This window comes from Dendronalium sp. ChiSLP03b (assembly GCF_034531165.2).
Lineage (GTDB): Bacteria > Cyanobacteriota > Cyanobacteriia > Cyanobacteriales > Nostocaceae > Dendronalium > Dendronalium minutum.
Window position 1 is genome coordinate 27,040 of sequence record NZ_JAVRBR020000011.1, and the last position, 18,597, is coordinate 45,636.

Annotated in this window: 15 protein-coding genes; 8 read left to right on the top strand and 7 right to left on the bottom strand. The window is 44.7% G+C overall.

Annotation, left to right across the window (positions count from 1 at the left end; genetic code table 11):
• Nucleotides 1-6 precede the first annotated feature (6 nt).
• Nucleotides 7-2,667, bottom strand: coding sequence for a bifunctional aconitate hydratase 2/2-methylisocitrate dehydratase (gene acnB / locus RMY31_RS01995; RefSeq protein WP_322662350.1), 2,661 nt, complete (start codon nt 2,665-2,667; stop codon nt 7-9).
• Nucleotides 2,668-2,954: 287 nt separating this feature from the next.
• Here acnB and RMY31_RS02000 point away from each other — a divergent pair, with 287 nt between their 5' ends.
• From RMY31_RS02000 to RMY31_RS02015, 4 genes are all read left to right on the top strand, one after another.
• Nucleotides 2,955-3,275 (top strand): 2Fe-2S iron-sulfur cluster-binding protein, encoded by a 321-nt coding sequence (locus RMY31_RS02000; protein ID WP_322662348.1) that lies wholly within the window; start codon nt 2,955-2,957, stop codon nt 3,273-3,275.
• 100 nt (nt 3,276-3,375) lie between these two features.
• Nucleotides 3,376-3,561 (top strand): hypothetical protein, encoded by a 186-nt coding sequence (locus tag RMY31_RS02005; RefSeq protein WP_322662346.1) that lies wholly within the window; start codon nt 3,376-3,378, stop codon nt 3,559-3,561.
• Nucleotides 3,562-3,706: 145 nt separating this feature from the next.
• Entirely contained in the window at nt 3,707-4,774 is a 1,068-nt protein-coding gene (locus RMY31_RS02010) for a DUF3326 domain-containing protein (RefSeq protein ID WP_322662344.1), read from the top strand.
• 72 nt (nt 4,775-4,846) lie between these two features.
• Nucleotides 4,847-5,443, top strand: a complete 597-nt coding sequence (locus tag RMY31_RS02015) for a CPBP family intramembrane glutamic endopeptidase (protein WP_322662342.1) — start codon at nt 4,847-4,849, stop codon at nt 5,441-5,443.
• 387 nt (nt 5,444-5,830) lie between these two features.
• Here the strand turns inward: RMY31_RS02015 and RMY31_RS02020 are convergent, their stop codons facing one another.
• Nucleotides 5,831-8,302, bottom strand: a complete 2,472-nt coding sequence (locus RMY31_RS02020; protein ID WP_409877109.1) for an ATP-dependent Clp protease ATP-binding subunit — start codon at nt 8,300-8,302, stop codon at nt 5,831-5,833.
• 404 nt (nt 8,303-8,706) lie between these two features.
• Nucleotides 8,707-9,258, bottom strand: coding sequence for a ribosomal protein S18-alanine N-acetyltransferase (gene rimI, locus RMY31_RS02025; RefSeq protein ID WP_322665904.1), 552 nt, complete (start codon nt 9,256-9,258; stop codon nt 8,707-8,709).
• Between the two features lie 244 nt (nt 9,259-9,502).
• Between rimI and lysA the strand changes: the two genes are divergently transcribed.
• The 3 genes from lysA (at nt 9,503) to RMY31_RS02040 (ending at nt 12,861) form a co-directional block, all read left to right on the top strand.
• Complete coding sequence (gene lysA / locus RMY31_RS02030; protein ID WP_322665902.1) at nt 9,503-10,909, top strand: diaminopimelate decarboxylase; 1,407 nt, start codon at nt 9,503-9,505, stop codon at nt 10,907-10,909.
• Between the two features lie 282 nt (nt 10,910-11,191).
• A complete protein-coding gene (cdaA, locus tag RMY31_RS02035; RefSeq protein WP_322665901.1) occupies nt 11,192-12,115 on the top strand; it encodes a diadenylate cyclase CdaA in 924 nt (307 codons plus the stop codon).
• Nucleotides 12,112-12,861: an isoprenyl transferase gene (locus RMY31_RS02040; protein WP_322665898.1), complete on the top strand. Its 750-nt coding sequence runs from the start codon at nt 12,112-12,114 to the stop codon at nt 12,859-12,861. Before cdaA ends, RMY31_RS02040 begins: the two co-directional genes overlap by 4 nt.
• 66 nt (nt 12,862-12,927) lie before the next feature.
• Here the strand turns inward: RMY31_RS02040 and RMY31_RS02045 are convergent, their stop codons facing one another.
• From RMY31_RS02045 to dnaK, 4 genes are all read right to left on the bottom strand, one after another.
• Complete coding sequence (locus RMY31_RS02045; protein WP_322665896.1) at nt 12,928-13,200, bottom strand: DUF3143 domain-containing protein; 273 nt, start codon at nt 13,198-13,200, stop codon at nt 12,928-12,930.
• A gap of 37 nt (nt 13,201-13,237) precedes the next feature.
• Complete coding sequence (locus RMY31_RS02050; RefSeq protein WP_322665908.1) at nt 13,238-13,759, bottom strand: J domain-containing protein; 522 nt, start codon at nt 13,757-13,759, stop codon at nt 13,238-13,240.
• A 424-nt stretch (nt 13,760-14,183) separates the two neighbouring features.
• Entirely contained in the window at nt 14,184-15,185 is a 1,002-nt protein-coding gene (locus RMY31_RS02055) for a J domain-containing protein (protein WP_322665893.1), read from the bottom strand.
• A gap of 95 nt (nt 15,186-15,280) precedes the next feature.
• Nucleotides 15,281-17,341, bottom strand: coding sequence for a molecular chaperone DnaK (gene dnaK, locus RMY31_RS02060; RefSeq protein ID WP_409877113.1), 2,061 nt, complete (start codon nt 17,339-17,341; stop codon nt 15,281-15,283).
• 315 nt (nt 17,342-17,656) lie between these two features.
• On the opposite strand from dnaK, the gene RMY31_RS02065 reads away from it, so the two are divergent.
• Nucleotides 17,657-18,505, top strand: a complete 849-nt coding sequence (locus RMY31_RS02065) for a M28 family peptidase (RefSeq protein WP_322665890.1) — start codon at nt 17,657-17,659, stop codon at nt 18,503-18,505.
• Nucleotides 18,506-18,597: the final 92 nt, after the last annotated feature.

An 18,597-nucleotide genomic window follows, 5' to 3' on the forward strand; every position in this document is an offset into this window, starting at 1 on the left:
TTATTACTACCGTACCGCTGTAGGCATACCCAAAATATCTTCAATTCTGGGCATTTCTTCCAACGGAATTACTCGCCCTTCATCCTCAAAACCAGTGATTTGATCGAAGTTTAAATACCGATACAAATCACCAGCAAAAGGATCAATTTTCTTCGCCACAATATCCAGATATTCTTGCACTGTGGGAATGCGCCCCAATAATGCACAAACTGCGGCTAATTCCGCTGAACCAAGATACACTCGTGCATCTTTACCCATACGGTTATTGAAGTTGCGTGTCGAGGTAGAAAACACCGTTGTGCCATCAGCAACCCGCGCCTGATTTCCCATACACAAACTGCATCCGGGCATTTCTGTCCGCGCACCCGCAGCACCAAAAATGGCATACATACCTTCTTCTTTGAGTTGGTGTTCATCCATCCGGGTTGGTGGTGCTATCCACAGACGAGTTTTTACCTCACCTGCGCCTTCCAAAACTTTCGCTGTTGCCCGATAATGACCGATATTCGTCATACAAGAACCGACGAATACTTCTTGCACGGGGTCATTAGCAACTTCCGATAATAATTTCACATTATCGGGGTCATTGGGAGCAGCGACAATTGGTTCTTTAATTTCGTTCAAATCAATTTCAATGATTTCGGCATACTCCGCATCGGCATCGGCTTCCATTAACACGGGATTTGCTAACCATTCTTCCATCTTGGCTATACGGCGCAGGATGGTACGGGCATCTTGATAGCCCCTTGCGATTAAATTCTTCAACAAGGCTACATTAGAACGCAGATATTCAGCAATTGTCTCTACACTCAGCTTAATCGTAGAACCTGCACAAGAACGCTCAGCAGTAGCATCAGCGAGTTCAAAGGCTTGTTCGACTTTTAAATCTGGTAAGCCTTCAATTTCCAGAATTCGCCCGGAGAAAATATTTTTCTTGTTTTGCTTCTCTACCGTCAGCAAACCTTTTTGAATTGCTACGTAAGGAATGGCATTTACGACATCTCGAAGAGTGATACCGGGTTGCAATTCACCTTTGAAGCGTACTAAAACCGACTCTGGCATATCCAAAGGCATGACACCCAAAGCACCCGCAAACGCAACTAACCCAGAACCAGCAGGGAAGGAAATACCCAAGGGGAAGCGAGTGTGAGAGTCGCCGCCAGTTCCTACGGTGTCGGGTAACAGCATCCGGTTCAGCCAAGAATGGATAATACCATCACCAGGACGTAGGGCAACGCCACCACGTTGGGCAAAAAAGTCTGGGAGTTCGTGATGAGTTTTGATGTCAACAGGTTTGGGATAAGCAGCGGTGTGACAGAAACTCTGCATTACTAAGTCTGCACTGAAACCCAAACAAGCGAGTTCTTTTAACTCATCGCGGGTCATGGGGCCTGTGGTATCCTGGGAACCGACGGTGGTCATGATAGGTTCGCAGGATGTACCGGGACGCACGCCAGGTAATCCACAAGCTTTACCTACCATTTTCTGTGCTAGAGTGTAGCCTTTGCCTGTATCGCTGGGTTGTTGAGGACGGATAAAGACAGTGCTAGGTTTTAAACCGAGTGCTTGCCGTGTTTTATCGGTGAGGGTACGTCCGATAAGTAGAGGAATACGTCCCCCGGCACGGACTTCATCAAGAATGGTATCGGGTTTAAGGGTAAAGGTGGAAATAACTTCACCTGCTTCGTTGGTGATTGTACCTTTGTAAGGATAGATGGTGATCGCCATGCCAGTTTCTAGTTTGGTGACATCACATTGAATTGGCAAAGCACCGGCATCTTCAGCAGTGTTGAAGAAAATAGGCGCGATCGCACTACCTAAAATATATCCCCCAGCGCGTTTGTTGGGTACAAAGGGAATATCATTTCCCAGATGCCACAATACTGAGTTGATGGCAGATTTGCGCGAAGAACCAGTACCAACTACATCCCCCACGTAAGCAACAGGATGCCCTTTCTTCTTCAACTCGACAATAATTTCTAAGCTTCCCGGTTGTCTTGACTCCAGCATCGCCAACGCATGTAAGGGAATGTCTGGGCGAGTGGTGGCTTGAGTGGCGGGGGATAAGTCGTCGGTGTTGGTTTCGCCAGGAACTTTAAAAACAGTGACGTTAATATATTCTGGTAGCTGCGGACGAATAGTAAACCACTCAGCTTCTGCCCAAGAGTCAATCACTTGCTTAGCGAAGGGGTTGGTTTTAGATAATTCCAAGACATCGTGATAAGCGTCATACACCAAAAGGATTTTGCTTAAGGCGGTGGCGGCGTATGCGGCTATTGGTTCTTTTCCTTGTCCACCCATCACCAAAGGTGTATCGGAAGAATCTGATACAGATTTAGTAGGTAATTGCAGCAAGTCAATTAAAGCTTGCACGTTGTAGCCACCTACCATTGTTCCTAGCAATTCCACCGCTTCGATTGGCGAAATTAAAGGGCTGGTAGTTTCCTTTTTAGCGATGGCGGTGAGAAATCCAGCTTTGACATAAGCAGCTTCATCAACACCAGGAGGAACGCGATCGCGCAATAAATGTAATAATGTACTTTCTTCACCAGCTGGCGGATTCTTCAATAGTTCGCACAGTTCTGATGTCTGCTTTGCATCTAACGGTAAGGGGGGAATTCCTAGTGCTGCCCTTTGGGCAACGTGTTGACGATATGACTCTAGCATTTTACACTCCAAGATATTTAGCCAAACATTTGTTAAGTATTTATAATTACTTCCGAAGCTTTATGATAATTCAACTTCATAAGTCTTGACAGGTTGAATTAACGAGAAGTGAAGCTCCTGGCTTTAAGCTTTTCGTCTGGCTAGGACTTATAATTACACTGTAAAGCTACTTTTGCCGATAAAGCTATTTGAAAATAATTCTTTTATTTGCATTGCAGAATTTGGTTTTGCATCTATTTATCAGATAAAATAATCCATTTGACCGTTGGAACACCCTGCTTTTGTATATGTCCAAAATTTACACCGTAGAAATTAACCACCAAGGCAAAACTCATACTTTGCAAGTTCCTGAAAATGAAACTATCTTGTCAGTAGCTGATGCCGCTGGTATAGATTTACCGAGTTCTTGCCATGCAGGTGTTTGTACAACTTGCGCTGGTCAAATTGTTGAGGGTACTGTCGATCAAACTGATGGTATGGGCGTTAGTCCAGATTTGCAAAAACAAGGTTATGTATTGCTTTGTGTTGCTTATCCCCGTTCAGATTTGAAAATTGATACAGAAAAGGAAGAAATAGTTTATCAACTGCAATTTGGAAAAGATCGATAAAAGGATGGAATGATGAAGGATAAAGAAAACTCAATTTTTACTTCATCCTTCACACTTTATTCAGCTATTCTAGAAACTGCAATTCACAAGGATCACCGCAATGACTACTCATTTTATTACTGCTGAAATTGACCTGCAAGAAACTCCCACAGAACTGCAAAAAGCAATTGAAGCAGAGTTGAAAAACCAAGGAGAACCCCTACGTTGGGCAATTACTTCTGTAGACGCTGACCAGCAAAAGGCTGTTGTGGAAGCAGTTGTAACTAAAGCAAGTTCTGAGTGCTGAGTTCTGTTAGCGGTAGCGGCGCGTTTAGCCCGTGCTGAGTTCTGAGTAGTTAGAAATACTAAAGGATTAGAAACCCAGAACTTGAAGTTCATGAATCAATCTGAAATTATTCTTGCTGATTCCGACTCAGCACACAAGACTTTTTATGAATCGGCCATACACTACTATTTTAATTGTTCCCACTGGGATTGGGGCAGCAATTGGAGGTTATGCCGGAGATGCACTACCTGTTGCCAAGGTTTTAGCACAGGTTTGCGATCGCCTAATTACTCACCCCAATGTCCTCAATGGCGCGAGTCTGTACTGGAATATCCCCAACGCTTTCTATGTTGAAGGTTACGGGCTTGACAAATTTGCTTCTGGATGCTGGGGTTTGCGCCCAGTTCGCAACAACAAAATTGGTTTACTTTTAGACCAAGGTATTGAGCCGGAATTGCGGTTGCGACATTTGCAAGCAGCCGACGCAGCTAGGGCAACTCTGGGCTTAACTTTAACAGATTATGTTATCACTGATGCGCCGTTAAATGTAGAATTACGGTCTGCATCATCGGGGGCGAGTTGGGGAACAATTGGCAATCCTGATAGTTTACTCAGGGCAGCCGAGACATTAATTAAAAAAGCGGGGGCAGAAGCGATCGCAGTTGTAGCGCGTTTCCCCGATGATATGGATGAAGAGGCTGTGCAAAACTACCGTCACGGTCAAGGCGTAGATCCCCTAGCGGGTGCAGAAGCGGTAATTAGTCATTTAGTAGTACGAACCTTTCAAATTCCTTGCGCCCATTCTCCTGCCCTTGCGATCGCACCCCCAGACCCCAATTTATCGCCCCGCTCCGCCGCCGAAGAATTAGGTTATACTTTTTTACCGTGCGTACTTGTAGGCTTAAGTCGTGCCCCACAATTTATATTAGAGAAAGAGTTAGCCAGGTCTTTACAGGAAGATATTTGGGCAGATGAAGTTGATGCTGCGATCGTACCTGCAACCGCTTGTGGCAGTACCGCCTTACTGAGTTTAAGCCAGAGGCAATGCCAGATAATTACAGTGGAGGAAAATAAAACTTTAATACAAGTTCCTCCGCAATCCCTGGGGATCAAATCCATACAGGTACACTCATATTTAGAAGCAGTGGGTATAGTGGTAGCACATAAAGCAGGTATTAATCCATCTGCTCTGTGTCCCAAATTATCCTCTTTGCAGTCAGTAGTCAGGAGTTAGAAGGCAGGAGTAGTTATTATTCTCTCCCTTGTCTGCCTTGTCTCCCTCATCTCCCTCATATTCTAAATACCCGTGGTAGAACAACAAAAACACGAACCAGAAATTCCCTACCTCACACGCATCCAAGTACTGGTGGCAATGGGAGCAACGGCAATCATTTTGTGGATAGTTGCCAAGCTGTGGTTGCACTTTGGTAATGTATCACTATTTAAGTGGTACTGGGATCAAAGGGATTTACTCTTGGGGCTGACGTTAGGATTAACGATTACAGCTTTGAGTGGCTTAGCTTATCGCTTTTGCCCTCCTTACCGTAAAAGTGCAGATTATTACCTAGAAGTAGTGCTGAGTCCCTTAGCTTTGCCAGACTTAATTTGGCTGGGGTTGCTACCGGGGTTGAGTGAAGAATTATTATTTCGGGGTGTAATGCTGCCAGCTTTAGGCTTAGATCATGTGGCTGTAATTGTATCCAGTCTTTGCTTTGGTGTTTTGCACCTCAGCGGTTCCCAACAATGGCCTTATGTCATTTGGGCAACTATTATTGGTCTAATACTGGGGTATAGCGCCCTCATCAGTGGTAACTTGTTAGTGCCAATTGTCGCTCACATTATAACGAATTGGATTTCTAGCTATATGTGGAAGATGTGGCAATTGTCGGGAATGAAAAATTAGAACTGGAGGCAGGAGTAATACCAATTCGTAATTCGTAATTCGTAATTCGTAATTAAGAAAGTCCCATTTAGTCTAGGTTTCTGGGTTTGGATCTGCATCATTATTTTTGGGAAATGGTATAAGGTCTTTATATTGCTCTCCTTACTGGGATGAATAACAGAGGATGCTTGAGGGTGACTATGCAATCGATTTTGGAGAAGAGTGCCTCCCGTAGGATGACTTGAGATTTCATTGCCAGTTAGTAAACGATCTAGAAACCTCCAGTGCGATCGCCCGCGATCAATTCCAAATTTAAAGAAGACCTTTTCACACAAAAAACGGTAGAGACTTACATGCTTCTACCGTTTTCTAATTCTATATTTGAGACTTAATCCCAAATTTTAAATCTTACTCAACTCCTTGAGGCAACAATTCGCGCTGCTGTTGAGAAGTCACCTGAACGTTACCGCTTTCATCGACATCAACAACGGCTGTATCGCCATCTTTGATGCGACCAGACAGAATCTCTTCTGCTAGGCTATCTTCTAACAAGCGCATAATCGCCCGGCGTAAAGGTCTTGCACCATAGCTAGGGCTGTAACCTTCTTGAATCAAGCGGTCTTTGAAGCGTTCGGTGACTTCTAGGTTGATACCTTTTTCAGTCAAGCGACCAAACACTTCTTTGAGCATGATATCGGCGATTTGTGTCACCTCGTCTCTGTTCAATTGACGGAAGACGATAATCTCATCCAATCGGTTGAGGAACTCTGGACGGAAGTACTGCTTCAATTCTTCATTCACCAGGGTTTTAATCCGGTTGTACTGCGATTCACCAGTATCATCCGCAAATTCAAAGCCGATGGTGGAAGCACCTTTCTCAATTACCTTAGAACCGATATTGGAAGTCAAAATCAGCAAGGTATTCTTAAAGTCAACGGTGCGACCTTTAGCATCGGTTAACCGTCCGTCTTCCAATATTTGCAGCAGCATGTTGAATACATCGGGGTGGGCTTTTTCGATTTCGTCGAATAGCACCACGGTGTAAGGACGGCGACGCACTGCTTCGGTTAACTGACCGCCTTCGTTGTAACCAACATAACCAGGAGGCGAACCAATCAACTTACTGACGGTGTGGCGCTCCATGTATTCCGACATATCTAAGCGGATCATTGCTTCTTCGGAACCGAAGAAGTAAGACGCTAAGGATTTCGCTAGCTCGGTTTTACCCACCCCGGTAGGCCCGGAGAAGACAAAGCTGGCAATGGGTCGATTAGGATTCTTCAAACCGACACGAGCGCGGCGAATGGCTCGTGAAACTGCCTTCACAGCATCTTCTTGCCCGATTAGACGCTGATGCAATGTGTCTTCCATGTGCAGCAGCTTCTCGGACTCAGATTCGGTGAGTTTGTTTACTGGTACGCCTGTCCAGGAAGCGACAATGTGGGCAATGTCCTCTTCGGTGACTACTGGTTCTTCGCCTTCTGTACCGGAGCCATTAGTTTTGCTTTGAGCAATGGCACGGATTTCGGCTTTGATTTCCATTTCCCGATCGCGTAGTTCCCCGGCTCTGTCAAAGTCTTGGGAACGGACTGCATCGTCTTTTTCTTTGAGGATTTGCCGCAGTTCTTTGTCTAACTCTTTGGCTGCGGGTGGCAGTTGGGAGTTAATCAAGCGCACGCGGGAACCAGCTTCATCAATCAAGTCGATGGCTTTATCTGGGAGGTAGCGATCGCTAATGTAACGGTCAGATAGCTTCGCCGCCGCCACTAAGGCTTCATCGGAGATTTTCAGCTTGTGGTGTTGCTCGTAGCGATCGCGTAAACCATACAAAATTTCAATTGTCTCATCGACAGTGGGTTCACCTACCATTACTGGCTGGAAGCGACGCTCTAAGGCTGCATCCCGCTCAATGTGCTTGCGGTATTCATCTAAGGTTGTCGCGCCGATGCATTGCAATTCACCTCTTGCCAAAGCTGGTTTGAGGATATTTGCTGCGTCGATTGCACCTTCTGCCGCGCCTGCACCAATTAAGGTGTGAACCTCGTCAATCACGAGAATGACATTGCCTGCTTGGCGAATTTCATCCATGATTTTCTTCAGGCGTTCTTCAAATTCACCCCGGTACTTGGTTCCTGCTACGAGCAAGCCGATATCCAGTGTGACGACACGCTTATCTTCTAAGATGTCAGGGACATCTTTATTAGCAATGCGTGATGCTAGACCTTCAGCGATCGCCGTTTTACCAACACCTGGCTCACCAATTAGCACTGGGTTGTTTTTAGTCCGGCGACCCAAAATCTGAATTACGCGCTCGATTTCTTTGGCACGTCCTACCACTGGATCGAGTTTGTTGTCTGTCGCCATTTGGGTGAGGTTCGAGCCAAATTCATCCAAGGTTGGAGTTTTGGTACGTCCTGACTGACTGCCAGGGGCACCAACTTCGGCTGTTTCTCCCAGCATCCGAATGACTTGGGTTCTTACCTTAGATAGATCCACCCCGAGGTTTTCTAGCACCCTGGCTGCCACACCTTCCCCTTCCCGGATCAGGCCCAACAACAGATGCTCGGTGCCAATGTAGTTATGCCCTAATTGGCGCGCTTCCTCTAAGGATAGTTCCAGAACTCGCTTTGCCCGTGGCGTAAACGGTATTTCCACGGCAACAAAGCCCGAACCCCGGCCTATGATTTTTTCTACTTCAATTCGGGCATCTTTGAGGTTGACACCCATGGATTTCAACACCTTGGCCGCTACGCCGGTTCCTTCTCCAATTAGACCCAAGAGGATCTGTTCGGTACCGACGAAATTGTGACCTAGACGGCGGGCCTCTTCTTGGGCCAGCATGATTACCTTAATGGCTTTTTCTGTGAAGCGTTCAAACATATAACATTGATCCCATCACCTGCGTCGTGCCGGTACGCTGATTTTAGCACAGGCTAGGCTTTTGGATGCCTGTATAAAGATTATAGACATCACAAGAAGTATCATCCAAGATGATGATACTACTACTAACTATTCATTACTTTTTGTGTAGCTGCCGTACTGAGGAGCTTGAGTTTATCGGCATTTCTGGGCTTGACTACACACAGCCGCCCATCGTGGTTAAAGATTTATTTTGCCAGTCACAAATATTAATTATTAACATATCTACATTCTTAAATTCAAGAATACAAAGCACTCATATATTATTTCAATAATAAATTTTTCTTTAATTAAAAATAATAATGAAACTGGCAGGAACACGCAGATGCCATCCAGATAAAAAATATGGCATTGTAGAGTTGTGACTATAAAAGCAGCTGCCAAGAAGATTTGCTGAGGTGTTCGCTAACAATATTGTGCCAGTCTGCCAAAGTCTTTTGAAATTTGGGTTGTTGCAAATCTGATAGCCATAGAATCAGAGCATCCTCACCATTATCTTGGTAATAACGCCGCCGCCGTCCGGCTGTTTTGAAGCCAAATTTTTGATACAGAGATATTGCTGCTAAGTTAGAAGTTCGGACTTCAAGAGTAGCTCGCTCCAAGCCGCGATCGCTAGCTGTCTTCAGTAGAGAATACAGTAAAGCTTGACCCAAACCTTGACGGTGATATTGGGGATGAACCGCCAAAATTGTAATGTGGGCTTCCTCCAAAATTGACCAAAAGCAACCCATTCCCAACAGTTTAGCAGTAGCAAAAGGGGAAAATAAACCAAGTAAGTCACTGTTAGGACTTGCCAACTCGCGTTGGTAGCCCTCAAGAGTCCACAAACCGCCAAAGCAGGCTGCATCCAGTTCCAGGATCGCACTCACATCCTCTATGGTCAGTAATTTAAGTTTTAAATCTAAATAAGATCGCATTTAGTTTGGATAAGGTTACAAACTCTTTGTCAAAAACAAAGGCAGAGGACAGAAGGTTTACCTTCCTCCCTGCCTAGAAAATAAGAGCGACCAATAGAGCAAGGGTCTGAATTCCCTTCAGAACATAACCTTCTGCCTTCTGTATCCTGCACTCTGCCTTCTTCTCAGTTGGCGAAATTAGGTAAACTGAGAATCGGGTGACTTACTCGCGCCCGTAATTTGAGCAAGGAAAACTTACATAGTTATGGTATCGACTCACCCCACTGGGGTTCAACATGCTGGTACTCAGTATTTACCTCAAAGGCGCAGCACAGACGCAAAACTTTCGCCCAACCAGGAACTTTTACCTTTGACTGCTAGAGTTAATAGTCATGAATTCCTGGAAATTGGTGGGTGTGATGTCACAACCCTAGTTCAGCAGTTTGGTTCACCTTTATATATTTTAGATGAAGAAACTCTGCGGACAGCTTGCCAACAATACCGGGATACCCTCAAGCAATATTATCAAGGTGAATCTCAGGTACTGTATGCTTCAAAAGCATGGAATTGTTTAGCTGTTTGCGCTATAGCCAATAGTGAAGGCTTGGGAATCGATGTTGCTTCTGGAGGAGAACTTTACACAGCACTAACTGCTGGTCTAAATCCTCATAAAATTTACTTCCACGGTAACAATAAATCTCATGCAGAATTGCTTTACGCAATTGAGTCAGGTGTCAATATTGTGGCAGATAACTGGTATGAGTTGCAGACTCTGGTTGAGTTAGCACCAGAGCAACAACCTGTTCGCATATTGTTGCGTCTAACACCTGGTATTGATTGTCACACCCATGAATATATTCGTACTGGTCACTTAGATAGTAAATTTGGTTTTGACCCAGGTGATTTAGATGAGGTGTTTACTTTTGTAAGTCAGCAACCAGCTCTAAATTGCATAGGAGTACACGCCCACATTGGCTCCCAAATTTTTGAACGCCAACCGCATCGCGATCTAGCTGCTTTGATGGTGCAGTGGTTAACTAAAGCTGCTAGCTATGGTTTAACTCTGACAGAGTTAGATGTTGGTGGTGGCTTAGGGATTAACTATACAGAATCAGACGATCCACCTAGCATTGAAGAGTGGGTTATACCAATTTGTGAGGTGATTCAAGAAGCTTGTGCGGCAGAAAATCTACCTTTGCCAAAATTACTTTGTGAACCTGGGCGATCGCTAATTGCTAATTCTGGCGTTACAGCTTACACAATCGGCTCATCAAAAGTTATTCCTGATATCCGTACTTATGTGGCTGTGGATGGAGGATTGTCTGATAATCCGCGCCCAATTACTTACCAATCAGTTTATCGGGCAGTAGTTGCTAACAAAATTTCTGCTCCCATAACAGAAACAGTAACAATTGCTGGTAAGCACTGTGAATCAGGAGATGTTTTAATTAAAGATGCTCAACTGCCAAAAACTCAACCAGGAGATATTCTCGTAGTTATGGGAACTGGTGCGTACAATTACAGTATGGCATCTAACTACAACCGCTTACCTCGACCGGCAGCAGTTGTTGTGGCGAATGGCGAAGCAAATTTGATTTTGCAACGCGAAACTTACCAAGACTTGATTCGGCAAGATCGCTTACCAGAAAGACTCAAGCAGAATAAAGAATAAAGGCTGTTCGGCTTTAGCCGTTCCCGTACTGCTTCTTTTACGGAGACGCTAGCGCCAACGGAGAACCCGTAGGGTAAGGTAGGATGAAAGATAGAAGGGTGAAGGATAAAGGATAAGGATGAAAATTTTCAATTTCAAACTTTATAGCTTCATACTTTATAACTTCACACTTCATCCTTTATACTTTATCCTTCACCCTACCTTACGCCGCGGCAATGCCAAGGGCGAACCACAAGCCGCCCAGAGGGTATCTACATACTTCATCCTTTCACACCAGATGTCATGAGAGATTGGTGGAAGCAATGGCTGACAAACCTGGGATGGTCGCAGTCCTTGCTACTTGGGACTCTGGATATTGTATTTGTGCTGGCGCTGACGTACATGATCCTAGTCATTATTAGCGAGCGCCGGACACTATGGATGGTGCGAGGATTTATCATCTTAATGTTAGCTTCGGCACTCAGTGGTAGATTAGGACTACCACTACTAAATTTTGTATTAGAAAAGTTGGTGATTGGCTGTGCTGTAGCGATGGCAGTTGCTCTCCAATCAGAGTTTCGCCGATTTTTGGAACAATTAGGACGTGGTGAATTCCGGCAGTTATTTCAACCATCCAATCTGTCAGTCCCTAAGTCTGATAGTGTGATTGATGAAATTGTGGAAGCGGTTAAAGAACTCTCAAAAAACCGCATTGGAGCTTTGCTGATTTTGGAAACAACTGGCCCAATTGACGAGCGGGATTTTTCTGTACCTGGAGTAAAGTTAAATGCTGATGTTTCTAAAGAACTGATACAAACAATTTTTCAACCAAAAACTCTGTTACACGATGGGGCGACGTTGATTCGTGGTTCACGGATTGTTTCATCAGGTATAATTTTACCACTTTCGGGACGCACAGCCTCGCGCCAGTTGGGCACGCGCCATCGGGCGGCAATGGGAATTACTGAGCGGGTCGAAAATTGCATTTGTGTCGTGGTATCAGAAGAAACGGGTTCTATTTCCTTAGCGGAACGGGGAACCCTAAATAGACCGCTGACGATTAGGAAACTGAAAGAGTCATTAGAGGCTCGATTATCCCCAAATGTCGATCGGGAAGCTGTTGCTCCTGGTCTGTTAAGTTTGGGTCGTCAGCTTGGTGGTAGGGCATTAACACTGGTTTCACGTTTACTCGGATTACCATCGACCGCCTCTCGAGATAAAAAATGACAGCACAACAAACTGAACTCCAAGAATTGCCCCCTGATTTGAAACGGGAACTACTGCCGAAGCACGTTGCGGTAATTATGGATGGCAATGGTCGATGGGCTAAACTTCAGGGTCTACCCCGAATTATGGGTCATAAGCGAGGAGTTGATGCCCTTAAGGATTTGCTCCGCTGTTGTCGGGATTGGGGAATTCAAGCGCTTACAGCTTATGCTTTTTCGACCGAAAACTGGAAAAGACCGCAGGAAGAAGTAGATTTTTTGATGACCCTGTTTCAAAGAGTTTTGCGCCAAGAATTGCGGGAAATGGTTGAGGAGAACGTGCAAATTCAGTTTGTTGGCAATTTACATGCCCTACCGCGATCGCTCCAAGCAGAAATTTCTCGTTCAATGGAAGCAACCAAGAATAATCGTGGAATCCGGTTTTCAGTAGCAACTAATTATGGTGGACGACAAGAGATTTTACAAGCTTGTCGGGCGATCGCCAAAAAAGTTCAGCAAGGTCTGCTGCAACCTGATGAAATTGATGAAGAAGTATTTGAACGCCATCTATACACAGCAGGAATTACTGACCCAGATTTATTAATTCGTACCAGTGGAGAAATGCGTCTCTCGAATTTTCTGCTCTGGCAAATGGCTTATGGGGAAATTTATATTACCGATACCCTCTGGCCAGATTTTGATCGCACCGAATTTCACCAAGCCTTGTGTGCTTACCAGCAAAGAGAGCGGCGGTTTGGGAAAATCTAGGGGACTGGGGACTGGGAAAGAGTTTTCCTAATGCCCAATCCCCGATCCTTGACACCCAATCCCTATTTACGGGCCAGAAAACACAGCCTGTTCTATGTCTTCTCGACTCAGGGAATACTTGAATGAGCGTTGGATATCTTGTCCATTGTCGCCAGCTTGGACGTATCGGACTACGATTTGCTCAATATCGAGCCAGAGTTCAGCTTGCCAACTGGTTCGCTGTACGCGCCAGCAATGCAACTCTGTTTCATCTTGTTGACAGCCTTGGTCTTTTAACCACTGCTCAATTTGCGGTAAGGGGTGACTATAAAGTGGGGTATCAGGGGGAAGAAGAGACATAAGAATTTGAGATTTTGGATTTTGGATGAGAAAATTTTTAATTTTTAATTTCCCAAGGGGTAATCAGTTGCGATACATGGGTAATAGGCTTGTGTACTGCTGGCTTTGGTTGCAGTTGCGTTTGGAAAGCAGTTTCACCACGAGTTAAGCCTATAGCGATCGCCAACAGTAGGCAACCTAAAATCGTTAACCCCATAATAAATAAAGCAAAGATTTCACCAGATGAGAGGGGGCGATCGGTTGCATCTAAATAAGCTGATTTCGAGGAGTCATAAGAACGAGAGACAGGACGGTTCAAGTCAGGGGGTGGTTGAACCACGGTCAAGCGCGAATAACCAATCCTTAAGTCATAGTTGAGTCGGCGTTCTGGATTGCTAAGAGTAGCGTAGGCTTCGTTGATTTGTTGAAATTTAGTAGTAGCGACAGCAGCAGGCAAATTTGTAGTATCAGGGTGATAGCGTTTGCTCAATTCCCGATAAGCACGACGAATGTCTATTACCGATGCCGAGGGATGGAGTCCTAGCAGGGAGTAATATGTGGGTTCACTCCTTTGTGGCATTGCCCCATGATGATTCACGGCTGTTTGGGTCACCTTGCGATCGAGTTTTTTCTAATATTGTAAACCTCAGTCGCCCAGCCTGAACTCCTTAACGATAAACATCGCGGGGATGTTCAACATGAAGGATGGTGATAATTGTTTGCTCATCGTCAATCTCCTAAATTAGACGATAATCACCAATGCGGATGCGCCATCCTTCTTGGTTAGTCAATTTTAAGCAACCATGTGGTGTGGGGTCTTCAGCCAGAGTGTAAATATTCTCTTTTACTAGTTCGTAAGCATCAGTTAGGTAAACCTTCTAACTATCTAGAATTACTCCTACCCAATTCCCTTTGTCATCTACTATGTAGCTTTCTTTAAATGCATTCATAAAATTTATACTTACTTTTGCATTTGTCGATCGAGTGTATTCAGCTATTAATGCTTAACTTAATAAATCAGCGCGGGGTTTGAAGGTTTCAATTTGCCGCAACTTTTCGTAAAGTTCCCGTTCTTCAGAGCTAATGTTTTTGGGAGTAACTATCTGAATTTCTACCAATTGGTCGCCACGTTTACTATTTTCGGTGGGGTAACCTTTATTCGCCAAGCGGAGTCTTTGACCAGACCTGACTCCTGGAGGAATGGCCATTTTTACGGGACCATCTAGAGTTGGTGCTTCTACTTGTCCTCCTAAGACTGCCTCACTGGGAGTAACAGGTATTTGGCAGAATATATTAGAACCTTCTAGCTTAAATAATGAATGAGGTTCGACGGTAATTTTTAAATACAAATCGCCGCCACCAATACCTTGGTTTCGCAGGCGGATGGATTGACCTGTAACCATACCTGGGGGCATATTAACTTCTAGCGATCGCCCATCTTCTAAACGAATGCGTTCATTGCCACCTTGATAAGCTTTTTCCAGTGGTAATGTCAATCTCGCTTCTATATCTCGCCGTGTAGGACGTGGTGTGCTTTTCGGCGGAACTGTGTATTGAACTTTGCTTGTAGGGGAACGAAATGGATCGCTACTCTTACTACTACTGCCACCATTTTTGGTGTCTTTACGATTGCCAACACCGATGACTTGATTAATAAAGCTTTCAAAGTCGGCAAACTCGCTAGGATCTACATCTTGTGTACCGTTACGACCATTAGGGCGAGTGTCTCCCCAGCTTTTAGGCTTGGGAGTTGATTTGCCAAAGCCTTTTTGCCTCCAGTAACGGCTAAACTGGTCATACTGCGCTCGCTTGGCTGTGTCAGAAAGGATTTCATAGGCCTCACCGATATCTTTAAATTTTTCCTCTGCTGCTTTATTTCCTGGATTCAGGTCGGGGTGATACTGCCTTGCTAACCGCCGAAAAACCTTTTTAATTTCCTCACTGGAGGCATCCTTAGGTACTCCCAAAATCTCGTAATAATCGCGGAAATTCTGCAAATTTTGCATAGTCAGTTATTTAACTTGAAATTTTAGACAGTTATTTTAAGTTAAGAGTTATGAGTTAATTCCTAATTCCTAACTTTTAACTTAACTTGGGAGTACTACCAATCATCGTCATCATCCCAGTTATCCTGGTAGCTAGGACGAGATGGTTTGCGAGAAGGACGTTTGTCATAGGAAGAATAGTCCCTGCCATAGTCCTTGCCGTAGTCTCTACTACTATAAGAATCACGTTCTCGATATGTGTCTCGGGAAAAATCGCGTTCCCGTTCTCGTTCTCGTTCTTTATCGCCGCCTGTAAAGATGTCACGAATAGTACCAAGCAAGTCGTCGTCTTCATCCTCAGCGTAATACTGGCGAACTTCTCGATTTAGCTCATAGAGAGCATCTTGCAAGTCAGCGTAAGCTTGATCGATACCGCGATCGTCATTTTGCTGTAAACTTTCTTTCAATTCTCGGCAAATACTATCAATTCGTTGGCGACGGTTGCGGGAAAACTGCATTCCAAATTCTAATGCCACTTCTCTGAGTTGTCGTTCTGCTTGGCCAATCAAGCCCTCAGCACGAGTCCGCTTTTCTATTCTTTCTTTGCGTTCTCGGTCAATATCAGCGTATTTCTGAGCATCCTGAATCATCCGATTCACTTCCGACTCGCTCAAGGTAGAAGCGCCTTGAATTGTGATACTCTGCTCTCGCCCAGTGGTTCTATCTAAGGCTGTAACTTGCAAAATACCGTTGGCATCAATATCAAATGATACCTGAATTTGGGGAATACCTCGTGGTGCTGGGGGAATACCGTACAGCTTGAACCGTCCCAAGGATTTGTTATTTGCTGACATTTCCCGTTCGCCTTGGACTACGTGGATTTCTACGGTATTTTGGTTATTTTCTGATGTAGAAAAAATGTCAGAACGGCGGACTGGGATAGTAGTGTTACGGGGAATGAGTTTTTTCATCACGCCGCCGATGGTTTCTAGTCCTAAAGATAGGGGTGTAACATCCAAAAGCAGCACATCTTTGAGTTCGCCTTGGAGAATGCCTGCTTGAATTGCTGCACCGACTGCCACTACTTCATCGGGGTTGACGTTTTCGTTGGGTTCTGTGCCAATTAAGTCCCGGACTAGCTGCTTCACCATCGGCATCCGAGTGGAACCACCAACTAGTACAACTTCCTCAATGTCTGCGGGTGAAAGTCCAGCATCTTTCAGGGCGCGTTTGACTGGTGTCCGCAACCGCCCTACTAAATCAAGGCACAAACCCTCAAACTGGGAACGAGTGATGCGAGTTTCCAGATGTTTGGGGCCTTCCTGGTCGGCGGCAATGAATGGTAAGTTGATATCAGTGACGCTGACAGCAGATAGCTCGATTTTGGCTTTTTCAGCTGCTTCCATCAGACGTTGCAAAGCTTGGCGATCGCGTCTTAAATCTACCCCTTCAGCTTCTAAAAATTGCTCTGCTAGCCAATCTACTATTTTTTTATCAAAGTCATTGCCACCAAGTTGGGTATCTCCACTAGTAGCTTTGACTTCAAATATGCCATCACCTACTTCCAGAATCGACACGTCAAAAGTGCCGCCACCCAAGTCAAATACTAATATGGTTTCAACATCACCCCGGTCTAACCCATAAGCCAAAGATGCAGCTGTCGGTTCGTTGAGAATCCGCAACACATCTAAGCCAGCAATTCTGCCAGCATCGCGAGTAGCCTGCCGCTGGGAATCATTAAAATAAGCGGGAACTGTAATTACTGCCCCTGTGACTGGTTCGCCCAAGTAGGTACTAGCATCATCTGCTAATTTCTTCAGCACCATTGCCGAAACTTCTTCTGGGGCGAAATCCTTATTCTGGCGGGGGCAGGCAATTTTAATATTACCTACTTCGTCTTTGCGGATAGTGTAGGGTACGCGTTTTGACTCTGGGTTGAGTTCGCCATATTTGCGCCCAATGAAGCGTTTGACTGAGAAAAAAGTATTTTGGGGGTTAAGGACGGTTTGTCGCCGTGCCATTTGCCCAACCACTCTTTCACCTTCCTTGCTGAAGCCAACTACGGAGGGGGTTGTTCGCATTCCTTCTGCATTGGCAATCACCACCGGCTTGCCACCCTCCATTACGGCGACTACTGAGTTGGTTGTACCCAAGTCGATGCCGACTACCTTGCCCATGCGTTACTCTTCTCCTAGCGTGACTTATACATTTATTATGATTGGGCGGGACTATCTCTAGCTGTGTGCTACAGGATGAAAACGCCTCAATGGTATAATAATCATCAAGGCAAAAGTAGAGGAATTTAAGCTTGAGGAGCTAGTTGCAAGACTAGGATAGCATTGACAATGCTTAGTATGTCCAAACTGCTGTAAATCTCATAGTCCAAACACCGTACTTAACTGTATCTTCAAGTTGGGAAATCCACACTAATCAGGCTTGCTTTTCCCTTTGTCTCTATATATAAAAATTGTTATTGCGACTGTTTTAAACATTTGAATTTAAAAGAACGATTACAAACTCATCTTAGTGAGATAGCACGAGAACGCGACCCTTACCTAGCAACGGCTGGGCATTTTTTTGTTCAAGAATATATTCGTCAACAATTTGCCCAATGGGGGAGTGTGGATTTCCACACCTTCCAAGTAGGAGGTAAAAATTGCCAGAATCTGATTTTAAATTTACCCTGCGAAGCTGTGCGGAAAAAGGGAAATTTACCACCTATTTTAATTGGCGCTCATTATGATGCTGTACCTGGAACAGCAGGGGCAGATGATAATGCTACTGGGATGGCAGTGTTGCTGGAATTAGCCAGAAAATTTGCCGCTGCACCAGCGAGATATCCCTTACGGTTGGTTGCTTTTGATATGGAAGAATACGGCTTGCTGGGTAGTGCTGAATATGCAGCCTTGTTACGCCAACAACAGCAACCACTACGCTTAATGATGTCTCTAGAAATGTTGGGATATTGCGATGCTACTCCTGGCTCTCAAAATTATCCACCTCCGCTAGAACGCTTTTATCCAAATCAGGGCGATTTTATTGCTTTAGTTGGTAATTTGCGGACAATTCGTGACTTAATTGGCATTAGTCGTAGTATTCGCAAAGTTGGTATAGCCAGTCAGTGGTTGCCAGTACCAAACAGAGGTTTAATAGTTCGTCAAACTAGACTTAGCGATCATGCACCTTTTTGGGATATAGGTTATCCAGCAATTATGGTGACAGATACGGCATTTATGCGGAATCCCCATTATCACAAACCTAGCGATGCGATCGCCACTTTGGATTTAGATTTTCTCACAGGTGTATGTGAAGGTTTAGAACTTGGTATTCGACGGTTATAAAAAGTTAGGAGTACAGACGCGATTAATCGCGTCTGTACAAGAGTGAGGATTGCTGAGTGAAAAATTCTAACTATTAATTCTTCATTTTTCAA

Coding starts and splice junctions, on each gene's coding strand:
- RMY31_RS02045 (WP_322665896.1), bottom strand. CDS start 13,200: ATGTCTCTTCTTCCCCCTGATACCCCACTTTATAGTCACCCCTTACCG.
- RMY31_RS02020 (WP_409877109.1), bottom strand. CDS start 8,302: ATGTTTGAACGCTTCACAGAAAAAGCCATTAAGGTAATCATGCTGGCC.
- rimI (WP_322665904.1), bottom strand. CDS start 9,258: ATGCGATCTTATTTAGATTTAAAACTTAAATTACTGACCATAGAGGAT.
- RMY31_RS02040 (WP_322665898.1), top strand. CDS start 12,112: ATGACAGCACAACAAACTGAACTCCAAGAATTGCCCCCTGATTTGAAA.
- RMY31_RS02010 (WP_322662344.1), top strand. CDS start 3,707: ATGAATCGGCCATACACTACTATTTTAATTGTTCCCACTGGGATTGGG.
- RMY31_RS02000 (WP_322662348.1), top strand. CDS start 2,955: ATGTCCAAAATTTACACCGTAGAAATTAACCACCAAGGCAAAACTCAT.
- dnaK (WP_409877113.1), bottom strand. CDS start 17,341: ATGGGCAAGGTAGTCGGCATCGACTTGGGTACAACCAACTCAGTAGTC.
- RMY31_RS02055 (WP_322665893.1), bottom strand. CDS start 15,185: ATGCAAAATTTGCAGAATTTCCGCGATTATTACGAGATTTTGGGAGTA.
- acnB (WP_322662350.1), bottom strand. CDS start 2,667: ATGCTAGAGTCATATCGTCAACACGTTGCCCAAAGGGCAGCACTAGGA.
- lysA (WP_322665902.1), top strand. CDS start 9,503: ATGGTATCGACTCACCCCACTGGGGTTCAACATGCTGGTACTCAGTAT.
- cdaA (WP_322665901.1), top strand. CDS start 11,192: ATGAGAGATTGGTGGAAGCAATGGCTGACAAACCTGGGATGGTCGCAG.
- RMY31_RS02050 (WP_322665908.1), bottom strand. CDS start 13,759: ATGCCACAAAGGAGTGAACCCACATATTACTCCCTGCTAGGACTCCAT.
- RMY31_RS02005 (WP_322662346.1), top strand. CDS start 3,376: ATGACTACTCATTTTATTACTGCTGAAATTGACCTGCAAGAAACTCCC.